Origin of the sequence: Streptococcus sp. 596553, assembly GCF_900411395.1 — a bacterium.
In the GTDB taxonomy this organism is placed as follows: Bacteria; Bacillota; Bacilli; order Lactobacillales; family Streptococcaceae; genus Streptococcus; species Streptococcus mitis_BA.
The window spans coordinates 14474-28844 of the sequence record NZ_OXCQ01000009.1 but is presented as its reverse complement, the minus strand read 5'-3'; the positions used below and the strand labels follow the sequence as shown (position 1 = coordinate 28844).

The 14371-nt window shown below is 41.0% G+C and carries 10 protein-coding genes and 1 tRNA gene; 5 read left to right on the top strand and 6 right to left on the bottom strand.

Annotated features, from left to right (window positions below; all coding sequences use genetic code 11):
- Positions 1-159: 159 nt before the first annotated feature.
- A tRNA-Cys gene (locus DSY56_RS08710) sits at positions 160-230 on the bottom strand.
- Positions 231-644: 414 nt separating this feature from the next.
- On the opposite strand from DSY56_RS08710, the gene rpoB reads away from it, so the two are divergent.
- The 4 genes from rpoB (at position 645) to ndk (ending at position 8731) form a co-directional block, all read left to right on the top strand.
- Complete coding sequence (rpoB, locus tag DSY56_RS08705) at positions 645-4256, top strand: DNA-directed RNA polymerase subunit beta (protein WP_050208230.1); 3612 nt, start codon at positions 645-647, stop codon at positions 4254-4256.
- Between the two features lie 32 nt (positions 4257-4288).
- Complete coding sequence (gene rpoC / locus DSY56_RS08700; protein ID WP_200832421.1) at positions 4289-7966, top strand: DNA-directed RNA polymerase subunit beta'; 3678 nt, start codon at positions 4289-4291, stop codon at positions 7964-7966.
- Positions 7967-8052: 86 nt separating this feature from the next.
- Complete coding sequence (locus DSY56_RS12455; protein WP_234990570.1) at positions 8053-8268, top strand: hypothetical protein; 216 nt, start codon at positions 8053-8055, stop codon at positions 8266-8268.
- Between the two features lie 49 nt (positions 8269-8317).
- Positions 8318-8731, top strand: coding sequence for a nucleoside-diphosphate kinase (gene ndk / locus DSY56_RS08690; protein WP_050259719.1), 414 nt, complete (start codon positions 8318-8320; stop codon positions 8729-8731).
- 508 nt (positions 8732-9239) lie between these two features.
- Here ndk and DSY56_RS12680 read toward each other — a convergent pair.
- The 5 genes from DSY56_RS12680 to DSY56_RS12610 form a co-directional block, all read right to left on the bottom strand.
- On the bottom strand, positions 9240-9518 hold the full coding sequence (locus DSY56_RS12680) for a hypothetical protein (RefSeq protein ID WP_050243141.1): 279 nt from the start codon (positions 9516-9518) through the stop codon (positions 9240-9242).
- Between the two features lie 140 nt (positions 9519-9658).
- Positions 9659-10291, bottom strand: a complete 633-nt coding sequence (locus DSY56_RS08680; RefSeq protein ID WP_000571433.1) for an ABC transporter ATP-binding protein — start codon at positions 10289-10291, stop codon at positions 9659-9661.
- Between the two features lies 1 nt (position 10292).
- The gene (locus DSY56_RS08675; RefSeq protein ID WP_050243140.1) at positions 10293-12308 is read right to left on the bottom strand and encodes a bacteriocin-associated integral membrane family protein; all 2016 of its coding nucleotides are present in this window, start codon (positions 12306-12308) and stop codon (positions 10293-10295) included.
- Positions 12309-12411: 103 nt separating this feature from the next.
- Positions 12412-12708, bottom strand: coding sequence for a lactococcin 972 family bacteriocin (locus DSY56_RS08670; RefSeq protein ID WP_050243139.1), 297 nt, complete (start codon positions 12706-12708; stop codon positions 12412-12414).
- A 314-nt stretch (positions 12709-13022) separates the two neighbouring features.
- Complete coding sequence (locus DSY56_RS12610; protein ID WP_050243138.1) at positions 13023-13193, bottom strand: PhrA family quorum-sensing system peptide; 171 nt, start codon at positions 13191-13193, stop codon at positions 13023-13025.
- 188 nt (positions 13194-13381) lie between these two features.
- On the opposite strand from DSY56_RS12610, the gene DSY56_RS08660 reads away from it, so the two are divergent.
- Positions 13382-14245: a helix-turn-helix domain-containing protein gene (locus DSY56_RS08660; RefSeq protein WP_112445118.1), complete on the top strand. Its 864-nt coding sequence runs from the start codon at positions 13382-13384 to the stop codon at positions 14243-14245.
- Positions 14246-14371 lie beyond the last annotated feature (126 nt).

Below are 14371 nucleotides of genomic sequence, written 5' to 3'. Positions count from 1 at the left end.
TGGAGTCTATTTCGGTTAATTCATAGGGAAGTCGTATTCTGGGAAAACTCAGCCCCAAACTTGCCCCAAAACTATCCGTATTTATCAGAAGAAAAAATAAAAAAAGCCCTTCAAATTGGGCTTTCTGTTCATTTGAAACCTGATAAATCAAGTTATAGAAGGCGGTAGACGGATTTGAACCGACGATCAAGCTTTTGCAGAGCCGTGCCTTACCACTTGGCTATACCGCCTTAACGTTTCTTATTATACCTTGAAAATGATTTTCAGTCAATAGCTTTTTCAGTTTTTTGTACTATAGTGTGATTCGAATGTGATGCTAAGTTTTCTATGGGAAAAAGATTACCAAAAATCTACTGAATCCCCTTGAAAAATCTAGCTAAATAGGGTATAATGTAAATAATCATTTGTCGTAGGTTTTGTCTGAAATATTGTCCAGACAAGGCTCACAGCAGTTAAATCTTCTGAAAAAGTCAGATTTAGCTGCTCTTTTTGTGCTTTTTTTCAGGATTTCGAGTATTTGTAACACAGACTTAAAGATTCTGAAAATTCGTCAAGAGGACACGGTGATAGGGGTTTTACAACCATATGACGATTAGAAAAGCCTGATTGATAGGCTTGGAACTTATTTACAAAGGAGAATCATCTTGGCAGGACATGACGTTCAATACGGGAAACATCGTACCCGTCGTAGTTTTTCAAGAATCAAAGAAGTTCTTGACTTACCAAATTTGATTGAAATTCAAACTGACTCATTCAAAGATTTCCTAGACCATGGTCTTAAGGAAGTGTTTGAAGATGTATTGCCAATTTCAAACTTCACAGACACAATGGAGTTGGAATTTGTTGGATATGAAATCAAGGAACCAAAATACACGCTAGAAGAAGCTCGTATACACGATGCTAGCTACTCAGCACCAATTTTTGTAACCTTCCGCTTGATCAATAAAGAAACAGGCGAAATCAAAACTCAAGAAGTTTTCTTTGGTGATTTCCCAATCATGACAGAAATGGGTACCTTCATTATCAATGGTGGTGAACGTATTATCGTATCTCAGTTGGTTCGCTCACCAGGTGTTTACTTTAATGATAAAGTTGATAAAAACGGTAAAGTGGGCTACGGTTCAACGGTTATCCCTAACCGTGGAGCTTGGTTGGAGCTTGAAAGCGACTCAAAAGACATCGCCTACACTCGTATCGACCGTACTCGTAAGATTCCATTTACGACCTTGGTTCGTGCCCTTGGTTTCTCAGGTGATGATGAAATCTTTGATATCTTTGGTGACAGCGAATTGGTTCGCAACACTGTTGAAAAAGATATCCACAAGAACCCAATGGACTCTCGTACCGACGAAGCCTTGAAAGAAATTTACGAACGCCTCCGTCCAGGTGAGCCTAAGACTGCTGAAAGCTCACGTAGCTTGCTTGTAGCTCGCTTCTTTGACCCACGTCGCTATGACTTGGCAGCAGTTGGTCGTTACAAAATCAATAAAAAACTCAATGTTAAAACACGTTTGCTCAACCAAACCATTGCTGAGCCATTGGTAGACCCTGAAACAGGAGAAATCTTGGTAGAAGCTGGTACAATCATGACTCGTAGCGTGATTGAAAGTATTGAAAGCCATTTGGATGGTGACTTGAACAAGATTGTTTACATTCCGAATGATGCAGCGGTTGTGACTGAGCCAGTTGTTCTTCAAAAATTCAAGGTTGTTGCACCAACTGATCCAGACCGTGTTGTAACCATCATTGGTAATGCTAATCCAGATGACAAGGTTCGTATCGTCACTCCTGCTGATATCCTTGCTGAGATGAGCTACTTCCTCAACTTGGCTGAGGGACTTGGCCGTGTAGATGATATCGACCACCTTGGAAACCGTCGTATTCGTGCGGTTGGTGAATTGCTTGCCAACCAAGTACGTCTTGGACTTTCTCGTATGGAACGTAATGTCCGTGAACGTATGTCTGTTCAAGATAACGAAGTCTTGACACCACAACAAATTATCAATATCCGTCCTGTAACAGCTGCGGTGAAAGAATTCTTTGGTTCATCACAGTTGTCACAGTTCATGGACCAACACAACCCACTTTCTGAGTTGTCTCACAAACGCCGTTTGTCAGCCTTAGGACCTGGTGGTTTGACTCGTGACCGTGCCGGATATGAAGTACGTGACGTGCACTACACTCACTATGGTCGTATGTGTCCTATCGAGACACCTGAAGGACCTAACATCGGTTTGATCAATAACTTGTCATCTTACGGACATTTGAACAAGTATGGTTTTGTTCAAACACCATACCGTAAGGTTGACCGTGAAACCGGCGTTGTTACAAACGAAATCGTTTGGTTGACAGCCGATGAAGAAGATGAATATACTGTAGCTCAGGCAAACTCTCGTCTGAATGAAGATGGAACCTTTGCTGAGAAGATTGTCATGGGACGTCACCAAGGGGTCAACCAAGAGTATCCAGCGAATGTTGTTGACTACATGGACGTATCACCAAAACAGGTAGTTGCCGTTGCGACAGCATGTATTCCTTTCTTGGAAAACGATGACTCCAACCGTGCCCTCATGGGAGCCAACATGCAACGTCAGGCTGTGCCATTGATCAATCCTCAGGCACCTTACGTTGGTACTGGTATGGAATACCAAGCAGCCCACGATTCAGGAGCTGCTGTGATTGCTCAGTATGATGGTAAAGTTACTTACGCAGATGCTGACAAGGTAGAAGTTCGTCGTGAAGATGGTTCATTGGACGTTTACCACATCCAAAAATTCCGTCGTTCAAACTCAGGTACCGCTTACAACCAACGTACGCTTGTTAAAGTTGGCGATGTCGTTGAAAAAGGCGATTTCATCGCTGACGGACCTTCTATGGAAAATGGAGAAATGGCGCTTGGACAAAACCCAATCGTTGCCTACATGACATGGGAAGGTTACAACTTCGAGGATGCCGTTATCATGAGCGAACGCTTGGTGAAAGACGATGTCTACACATCTGTTCACCTTGAAGAATACGAATCAGAAACACGCGATACAAAGCTTGGGCCTGAAGAAATTACTCGTGAAATTCCAAACGTTGGTGAAGATGCCCTTAAAGACCTTGACGAAATGGGTATTATCCGTATCGGTGCTGAGGTTAAAGAAGGTGATATCCTTGTAGGTAAAGTAACACCTAAGGGTGAGAAGGACCTTTCAGCTGAAGAACGTCTCTTGCACGCTATTTTCGGAGACAAGTCTCGTGAAGTGCGTGATACTTCTCTTCGTGTACCACACGGTGCCGATGGTGTCGTTCGTGATGTCAAGATCTTTACACGTGCAAATGGAGATGAGCTGCAATCAGGTGTTAACATGCTGGTTCGCGTCTACATTGCTCAAAAACGTAAGATCAAGGTCGGAGATAAGATGGCCGGACGTCACGGAAATAAAGGGGTTGTCTCTCGTATCGTTCCTGTAGAAGACATGCCTTACCTTCCAGATGGAACTCCAGTCGATATCATGTTGAACCCACTTGGGGTGCCATCACGTATGAATATCGGTCAGGTTATGGAGCTCCACCTTGGTATGGCGGCGCGTACTCTTGGTATTCACATCGCGACACCAGTCTTTGACGGAGCAAGTTCTGAAGACCTTTGGTCAACTGTTAAAGAAGCAGGTATGGATAGCGATGCCAAAACAATCCTTTACGATGGACGTACTGGGGAACCATTTGATAACCGTGTTTCTGTCGGAGTCATGTACATGATCAAACTCCACCACATGGTTGATGATAAATTGCACGCGCGTTCAGTCGGACCTTACTCAACTGTTACCCAACAACCACTCGGAGGTAAAGCTCAGTTTGGTGGACAACGTTTCGGTGAGATGGAGGTTTGGGCTCTTGAAGCCTACGGTGCATCAAATGTCCTTCAAGAAATCTTGACTTACAAGTCTGACGATATCAACGGACGTTTGAAAGCTTATGAAGCTATTACAAAAGGAAAACCAATTCCAAAACCAGGTGTTCCAGAATCCTTCCGAGTTCTTGTCAAAGAATTGCAATCTCTTGGTCTTGACATGCGTGTCCTAGACGAAGATGACCAAGAAGTGGAACTTCGCGACTTGGATGAAGGAATGGACGAAGATGTCATCCACGTAGATGACCTTGAAAAAGCCCGCGAAAAAGCAGCCCAAGAGGCTAAAGCAGCCTTTGAAGCTGAAGAAGCTGAGAAAGCAACAAAAGCGGAAGCAACAGAAGAAGCTGCTGAACAAGAATAAGCAGTTCACTTAGAATAGAAAGGGAAGAAATAGTGGTTGATGTAAATCGTTTTAAAAGTATGCAAATCACCCTAGCTTCTCCAAGCAAAGTCCGTTCATGGTCTTATGGAGAAGTCAAAAAACCTGAAACAATCAATTACCGTACTTTGAAACCAGAACGTGAAGGTCTCTTTGATGAAGTTATCTTTGGACCTACAAAAGACTGGGAATGTGCTTGTGGTAAGTACAAACGCATTCGTTACAGAGGGATTGTTTGTGACCGCTGTGGGGTTGAAGTAACGCGTACAAAAGTTCGTCGTGAGCGTATGGGACATATCGAATTGAAAGCTCCTGTATCTCACATCTGGTACTTCAAGGGGATTCCAAGCCGTATGGGCTTGACCCTTGATATGAGCCCTCGTGCCCTCGAGGAAGTTATCTACTTTGCGGCTTATGTGGTGATTGATCCTAAGGATACACCACTGGAGCACAAGTCTATCATGACAGAGCGCGAATACCGTGAACGCTTGCGTGAATATGGTTATGGATCATTCGTTGCCAAGATGGGTGCCGAAGCTATCCAAGACCTTTTAAAACAAGTAGATCTTGAAAAAGAAATTGCTGAACTCAAAGAAGAGTTGAAAACAGCGACTGGACAAAAACGTGTCAAAGCCATCCGTCGTTTGGATGTTTTGGATGCCTTTTACAAGTCTGGAAACAAACCTGAATGGATGATTCTCAACATCCTTCCAGTTATTCCACCAGATCTTCGTCCAATGTTGCAGTTGGATGGTGGCCGTTTTGCCTCATCTGACTTGAATGACCTTTACCGCCGTGTTATCAACCGTAACAACCGTTTGGCTCGTTTGCTCGAGTTGAATGCACCAGGTATCATCGTTCAAAATGAGAAGCGTATGCTTCAAGAAGCGGTTGACGCTTTGATTGACAATGGTCGTCGTGGTCGTCCAATCACAGGACCAGGTAGCCGTCCACTCAAATCATTGAGCCACATGCTTAAAGGTAAACAAGGACGCTTCCGTCAAAACTTGCTCGGTAAACGTGTTGACTTCTCAGGACGTTCCGTTATCGCCGTTGGTCCAACTCTTAAGATGTACCAATGTGGTGTGCCACGTGAAATGGCGATCGAGCTCTTTAAACCATTCGTGATGCGTGAAATCGTTGCCCGTGATATCGTGCAAAACGTCAAAGCGGCTAAACGCTTGGTAGAACGCGGAGATGAGCGTATCTGGGATATCCTTGAAGAAGTGATCAAAGAACACCCAGTACTTTTGAACCGCGCACCGACCCTTCACCGTTTGGGGATCCAAGCCTTCGAGCCAGTCTTGATTGATGGTAAGGCCCTTCGCTTGCACCCGCTTGTCTGTGAAGCCTACAATGCCGACTTTGACGGGGACCAAATGGCCATCCACGTACCGCTTTCAGAAGAAGCTCAAGCAGAAGCTCGTATCTTGATGCTAGCTGCTGAGCACATCTTGAACCCGAAAGACGGTAAACCAGTTGTTACTCCATCTCAGGACATGGTTTTGGGTAACTACTACTTGACCATGGAAGAAGCTGGTCGTGAAGGTGAAGGAATGGTCTTCAAGGACCGTGATGAAGCGGTTATGGCTTACCGCAATGGTTATGTTCACCTCCACTCACGTGTTGGTATCGCAACAGACAGCCTCAACAAGCCTTGGACAGAAGAGCAAAAACATAAAGTCTTGCTTACAACAGTTGGTAAAATCCTCTTCAACGACATCATGCCAGAGGGTCTACCATACTTGCAAGAACCAAACAATGCCAACTTGACAGAAGGTGTTCCAGCTAAATACTTCTTGCCACTTGGTGGAGATATCAAGGAAGCAATCAGCAAACTTGAACTCAACCCTCCATTCAAGAAGAAAAATCTTGGAAATATCATCGCTGAAATCTTCAAACGTTTCCGTACGACAGAAACTTCTGCTCTACTTGACCGTATGAAGAACCTCGGTTACCACCACTCAACTCTTGCAGGATTGACAGTGGGTATTGCCGATATTCCAGTCGTTGATGACAAGGCTGAAATCATTGAAGAATCACACAAACGTGTAGAACAAATCACAAAACAATTCCGTCGTGGTATGATTACAGACGACGAGCGTTACAATGCCGTTACAGCTGAATGGCGTGCTGCCCGTGAAAAACTAGAGAAACGTTTGATTGCCAACCAAGATCCTAAGAACCCAATCGTTATGATGATGGACTCTGGAGCCCGTGGTAATATCTCAAACTTCTCACAGCTTGCCGGTATGCGTGGTCTGATGGCTGCTCCGAACGGACGCATCATGGAATTGCCAATCCTTTCAAACTTCCGCGAAGGTTTGTCAGTACTCGAAATGTTCTTCTCAACTCACGGTGCCCGTAAAGGTATGACCGATACGGCCCTTAAGACAGCCGACTCAGGTTACTTGACTCGTCGTTTGGTTGACGTTGCTCAAGACGTTATCATCCGTGAGGACGACTGTGGAACTGACCGTGGTCTCTTGATCCGTTCTATCGCAGAAGGAAAAGAGATGATCGAGTCTCTCGAAGAACGTCTCAACGGTCGTTACACTAAGAAAACTGTTAAACATCCTGAAACTGGTGCAGTGATCATCGGTCCAAATGAGTTGATTACAGAAGACAAGGCGCGTGAAATTGTCAATGCTGGTGTGGAAGAAGTGACTATCCGCTCTGTATTTACATGTAACACTCGTCATGGTGTCTGCCGTCACTGTTACGGTATCAACTTGGCGACTGGTGATGCAGTTGAAGTTGGTGAAGCAGTTGGTACAATCGCTGCCCAATCTATCGGGGAACCTGGTACACAGCTTACAATGCGTACCTTCCACACGGGTGGGGTTGCCTCAAATACCGATATCACTCAGGGTCTTCCTCGTGTCCAAGAAATCTTTGAAGCCCGCAATCCTAAAGGGGAAGCGGTTATCACAGAGGTTAAAGGACAAGTTACCGCTATCGAAGAAGATGCATCAACTCGTACCAAGAAAGTCTTTGTTAAGGGTGAAACTGGTGAAGGTGAGTACGTCGTTCCATTTACCGCTCGTATGCGTGTAGAAGTTGGAGACCAAGTAGCGCGTGGTGCTGCTCTTACAGAAGGTTCTATCCAACCAAAACGTCTCCTTGCAGTCCGTGATGTCTTGTCAGTTGAAACGTACCTTCTCGGCGAAGTACAAAAAGTTTACCGTAGCCAAGGGGTAGAAATCGGTGACAAACACATCGAGGTAATGGTTCGTCAAATGATCCGTAAAGTCCGTGTCATGGATCCAGGTGACACAGACCTTCTCATGGGTACCCTCATGGATATCAATGACTTTACAGATGCCAACAAAGATGTTCTTATCGCAGGTGGAGTTCCAGCGACAGGTCGCCCAGTTCTTATGGGAATTACCAAAGCCTCACTTGAAACAAACAGTTTCTTGTCAGCGGCTTCCTTCCAGGAAACAACTCGTGTCCTTACTGACGCAGCTATCCGTGGTAAGAAAGACCATCTCCTTGGACTTAAAGAAAATGTTATCATCGGTAAGATCATCCCAGCAGGTACTGGTATGGCTCGTTACCGTAACCTTGAACCACATGCTATCAACGAAGAAGAATACCTTAATCCTCCAGTAGAGGAAGAAGGAAATGAAGAAACAACAGAAGTAGTTGTGGATGCTACCGTTGAAACTGTGGAAGAAACAGTAGAATAAAAGAGAATGAGAGAGCCTTCGGGTTCTCTTTCTCTTTTCTGAAAACTTTCTCCATTTTTCCATGAAATGTGGTAAAATAATACTCAATGAAAATCAAAGAGCAAACTAGGAAACTAGCCGCAGGTTGCTCAAAGCACTGCTTTGAGGTTGTAGATAGAACTGACGAAGTCAGCTCAAAGCACTGCTTTGAGGTTGTGGATAGAACTGACGAAGTCAGCTCAAAGCACTGCTTTGAGGTTGTAGATAAGACTGACGAAGTCAGTAACATATACCTACGACAAGGCGACGTTGACGTGGTTTGAAGAGATTTTCGAAGAGTATAAAAAAAAGAAGCTGACAAAGGAGACGGGGATGGAACAAACATTTTTTATCATTAAACCAGACGGTGTAAAAAGAGGGCTAGTTGGTGAAGTGTTGAAACGTATCGAACAACGTGGTTTTACAATCGAAAAATTGGAGTTGCGTTCACAGGTTTCAGAAGAGTTAATTGACCAGCACTATCAGGACTTGGTTGGTCAGAGTTTTTACCCACCGATTCATGAATTTATGACTTCAGGACCGGTTCTTGTGGGTATCATCTCTGGTCCTAAAGTAATTGAAACTTGGCGGACCATGATGGGGGCAACTCGTCCAGAAGAAGCTTTACCAGGGACTATTCGAGGTGATTTTGCAAAAGCTGCTAGTGAAAACCAAGCTATTCAAAATGTTGTACATGGTTCAGATTCAGAAGAGTCAGCTAAGCGAGAAATTGCTCTTTGGTTTTAAGAGTTGATTGGCTCAATCAATCGGTTAAAAGCTCATTTGAATAGAAAGTATAGTCAATTAGTTTAAGACATGACGCATAATATCAAATTTTTTAGTTTTTGATATGGTGCGTTTTTTGATTAAGTGACTATTAGTTCGTCTCGCTCCGTTAGGTGCGAGACAAAAAAACACCCGCTATGCGGGTGCGCGTCGAAGGTTATATCAAAAAAACTCCAAACGCGATACAATAAAGGTGTTCAAGCCAATTGTAAAGCGAAAGGAGAAAAATATAGCACAAAAGGTTCTTTTGTCCTGTTCTTGTTTCGATTGACTATATTTCTATACTTTTTCTTCCTTTCTCTGTGAAAATCGCAAGTTTTTCCCACCTTTTCTCAATACTGAAACAACATCTTTCCAGAACTTCAATAATTTCTTTTTGTGTTAAATCATTATTTAACTAAATCTTTGGAGGCAATACGTTTTCAAAGCTACTTTTTTACCATAGGTTTTGAGCCTTCAACACAGATTACTAAGCCAAAAATGCTCTAAATTTTTGAAATTCTAACAAATCCCACTCAACTTCATCATCATCTTTGACTTTCACAATATCTTCCTCAAAATAACATGGAATAAAGATAGTTTTCTTTTGAAACGGTTGTAGGAGGAAAATCTCTCCTACACTATTATTGATTGTGAGAGAAAATTGCAAAATATCATCTACCAAACTTTCAATTATTAAGATTTTTTGCAGTTTATCTGAATTAGAATCGCAAGGCTTCTCAATAATATAATTGTCGAATTTTTTCATTCTAACTTTCTCTTCACTATTTCTTCCTTTATCAAGAAAAAGTTACCTCAATATTGATAAAGTACAATTCTAAATTAACTCCAATTATTGATTCCTGATAATATTTCAGTAACTCATCGTGCAATTAAAAACAAGGATTTTTATTTCAGACGATCCATCGTGAACACTTCATCAGCCATCTCCCAAATTGCCGGATTATGTGTTGCGATAATGATTAGCCTATTATCATCTCGAAGAGATAGCAAAATCTCCATAATCAACTGAGAGGTTGCTGGGTCTATTGAAGCTGTTGGCTCATCTGCCAGAATAAAGGGTGGATTCTTTAAGATAATTTTTGCCAAGGCAACCCGTTGCGATTCTCCGCCCGATAACTCAAAGATGCGCTTATCTAGGTCAAGATAAGCCAGGCCGACCTGTTCTAAAGCCTGCTTCTGCCTCAACCGCTGTTCCGACCGACTCAACTTTTGACCAATGAGACCTAGCTTAAGGTTTTCTTCAATACTTTGGTTTTCAATTAAGCCAAAGTTCTGGAAGAGGTAGCCCAATTCGTGACGGAAAAAATCACTCGATTTATAATTGGCCAAGTCTTTACCTCGGTAAAAAATCGTCCCATCATAAGATTCTAATTTTCCAATCATGTTCATCAAGGTTGTTTTTCCGCTACCACTTGAACCAATTAAGGCATAGACTTTTCCAGCCTCAAATGTCATTGAAAGATTCGAAAATAACTCTCGTTCTCCAAAAGATTTACTCACCTGTTTAAGTTCAATCATATTAACCTCCCTTCAAAACAAGCATGGACATCTTGTTTTCTTTCTGCATTTGGATATGTAACTGTAAAAGAGATAGACCAGTAAAGAGTAACAAGACTAAGAAAGCAACTACTATCTCTACCTGAAGAAATACACTCGCAACAAATCCCAGTAAAAACACACCCAGTTGAGCAAAGAGATAAGTGCGATGGATTTCTAAGAACCTGAGACCTGCAATGCGTTTGATAAAAATGGCACGTCTAAATTCTTCAAAGTAGAGCCTATTCATAGTGTTAAACAACAAGATTGAAGTTACAATCCCAAGCACAGCTCCTGCTAGCATTACCCAACGTTCCCTCTGGATATTATCCAATAATGTGATGTAGTTGTGGTAACCTGTTTGCATTTCTGAGACCCAATTTTCAATGCCTTGTCTCTGGATAAGCTCCTGGGCATCAGACAATTGATTAAAGAGAACGTAGTTCTGTACTGCGTCTACCCAAAAGAAAATGGACTGTGGACCAGTTGATTGGGGTGTTATAACAATGATGATTGGATCTTTCAAAAACTGCTGGTAAGAAATAGGGGTCGTATTATACACAAAACGATCCTGACCTGATTCTAAATAACCTACCGTAGCAGTCATTTGTTGTCGTTCATCTTGACTAGACATGCGACTGGTTAAGTCGTCTTCAAAAACAGATTTATAATGTTCTTCCTCTGAACGGAGGTGTTCAGGCAGCAATAAGACAAACTCCCCTACATCAAGGTGATTCATCTTTTGCTCAATAGTTGTATCTACAGGAATGTTTTGACGCTCCAAGTATTGCGGTGTGACGATAAGGACATTGCCATTCGGGCTGTAATCGTGCCATTCTGTAGAGGTTGTCAAGTTTTTGGAGGAAGCCATGCCATTTTGCAAAGAACGGTCAATTAACTGGTGTCTAGATAAGAAAGCCTTTTTTTCTGAAACAGCCAGATCCATCAATTGATACCAAGTTCTGAGTTTCCTTTGAGCTTGTTCATCAAAACCAGGACTCGTTCCTTCACGGCTGAATGATAGGGTAATCAGTTGTCTTTCCTGGCTCCAAGCCTCTTGTCCAATCCGATGCTGTTGCCAGGCTTGGGTATACTTTAAGCTACTCCCTATTCCCAGCGTTACAATAATAATCGCTAATAGTTGACCGATTAAAATCAAACTAATGATTCCTCTGACAGGCACTTGCCCTTTTATAATCTGCATCAGGTGTATCTTTTTTATCCCAACTGCGAAGAGTTGAGCGAAAAACAGGGAGATCGACAACAAGATGAGATTATAACAGAGCAAGCCTTCTCCTATGGTCATTAGGGATTGCGTTGGAAGCGACAGAATTTTTTGCATAAGAATGGCGAGTACGCCAGCTAAACTGAAACCAACAGCTATCCCTTTCAAATCCTCACCAACTGGTCTAAGGAAAATGGACCACCGTTTCTCTCCTGAAATGAGGCGAATGCCCGACGACCGTAATTGGCTAATTTGACTAATTAAAGTCAGTGCTCCAAAGGTTAAGATGAAAATCAATAGACTGATTAACTGAAATCCGTTACTAAAGATAGCCATTAACGTAGATAGTTTGGATGGAATTATCAGGTGCATGTTAGTCAAGCCAAGTTGACTTAGCTCCTCCCTTAGCAAGTGAATATCTAGGTTTCCATCGAATACAAAATAGTTTGTTTCAACACTACTACTTTGAGCATCTTCTAGTTTTTTTTCCTGTAGCCCATCAGGCAACTTTCCGTTCCCAAAGGTCGTATAAGAAAACACTGGAGTACCTTCTGAGTTAGGATCTTGGTGTTGAATCGCAATAAAGCTATCTGTTTCTTCTGCTAGTTTTTCCAAGCGTGTAGCAACATGCTGAAAAGTTGTTTCAGGGGAAGAATCATGTACAACAACGTTGGGGTAATAATGGGAGACATATGTATCAGTCCAAATGGTAAATACCCAAACAAAGAACAAACTAGCAAGCAGGTTGGATATGAGTATAAATAATTTTTTCATAGTGCATTCCTTATTCTAAAACAGAGGGCAGAAATACCTCTGCCCTCTATAAACTAAACAAGCTTACTAAACTATTGATAAAAGAATCTTCTTCAATTATTCTTTACCATCCCGCATCAAATGTAACTTGCTCCCCAAAATTTGTATTAACAAACGCATAGGCCGCACTATGTGCTCCTGCATAAACTGTTTTTTGATTGTCACGTCCATTACTTCCAACATAGGCCCAGTGATACTGTGAACCATGATAATAATTCGAAAATGCTCCCCAATTATTTGGATCATGATGGCCTCCATAGGTCCACTCGCCACCACGGTGAGAAACTGCCAAAACAGGAAGAGCTAAACTAAATGCCAAAACGGCAAGGGATGATGCAACTACTTTTCTAAATTTTAACATATTATTACTCCTCTGAATGAAATATTATGAAAATGAGCGAAATGCAACTACATATTTTAATTAGAAATCTCAGTCTGAATTATAGTATCCTATTTTTTCCTCCTTTCTAACTGCACGTTCCTTTCTACAGACAGAGACCTAATTTTATAAACCAATCTTAAATACTTTAGATTTTGTAACTCATAATTTTCAACAGTTGGTTAGCTATGAAAGCATTTTATCAAACATCTCCATTCTTATATCTATCTGGTATTGTTACAAGCTCTCATCAGAATACCTTTCTCTAAATAGTTGAATTTTAAAGTAATACGAAATCAATCAGCCTTCCCAACATCAAGACCATTGGACTTCTTTTGTGATTGCACTCGAATCTCCAATTGTCTATTCTTCTGAATAAACTGTTGGTAAGGAATTGTGTTACTAAACATAAAAACACCTAGTAATACTAATATAGATAATTTTTGAATTCCACGATTTTTCTTCATTCGTGAAACCCTTTTCTTTTTCCTTGTTTTCATTTTAACATATATATATTATTCGGTCAAGCATTTTTATGTAATTTTTGACTTTTTTTAGTTTATTACCATAAAGAATTATTTATTCTTTTAACTTGCTATTTTGAACTAAAAATTTTATAACGAAATTAAGCAAATAGGAAGGTTTATTATCTTTAATGAATACACTCGCAGAGAAATTCAGATTGAAAAGAAAAGAGTTGAGACTCTCCCAACAAACTCTTGCAGAAGGAATTTGTGAACAAAGCCAGATTAGTAAAATTGAGAGAGGGCATTTCATTCCCTCCGCAGACCTTTTGTTCAAACTCTCACAACGACTCGAAGTGCCATTAGATTATTTTTTTAATGAACAAATTGAAATTAAATCTAACCTCTCTAATTTCAAGCAATTATCTGCTCGACTATTAGATGACAGAAATTATGACGATTTGGAATATATTTATAGAATAGAGATTGAACGAAGCACTTTTCTAACACTAGAAGACCGAACTTACCTTGAATGGATTAAAGCTATTATTGACTTCTATCAATATGACAGTAAGTATGAGGCTATTTCTTCATTGGAAAATATATTATTAAAAGTCTCTTCAAATACTCTGATTTATTTAAAGGCGTTGAATACTCTATCTAATTTCTATTCCTTAGTGGGTCGTGAACAAGAATATGAGGCAAACTACTCTCATTTGATGGAGTTATATCAGACAAAAAATTTTGAGCATCAAGAATTTTTATTTGGCTACATCAGAGTTCGTTACAACTACGCTCACTACCTATTGTCAAAGGAAAAATATAATGAAGCCATCCAAGAAGCTCTTGAGACGATTGAACTCTGTAAACAAAGACAGACAAGCTACCAACTGGCTCCTCTACTTATTCTTGTAGGAAATGCTGGAGCCAAATTTCTAGACAGAGAACAAGTCAAAAATTATTATATGGAAGCAAGAGAGCTATGCAAGATTTATAACAATCCTTTAATGCTGATGAAGATAGAAAATTATTTGAAGGAATTAGATACTGTTTAGTTAATCTTGACATTATAGTTTTTCTGAAACGTTAAATAACCTGTAAGGCTGATAGTGAAATGAATACTATCAGCCTTATTTCAATTTATATTCTTCCAAAATTTCTTCAAACCACGTCAGCTCTAT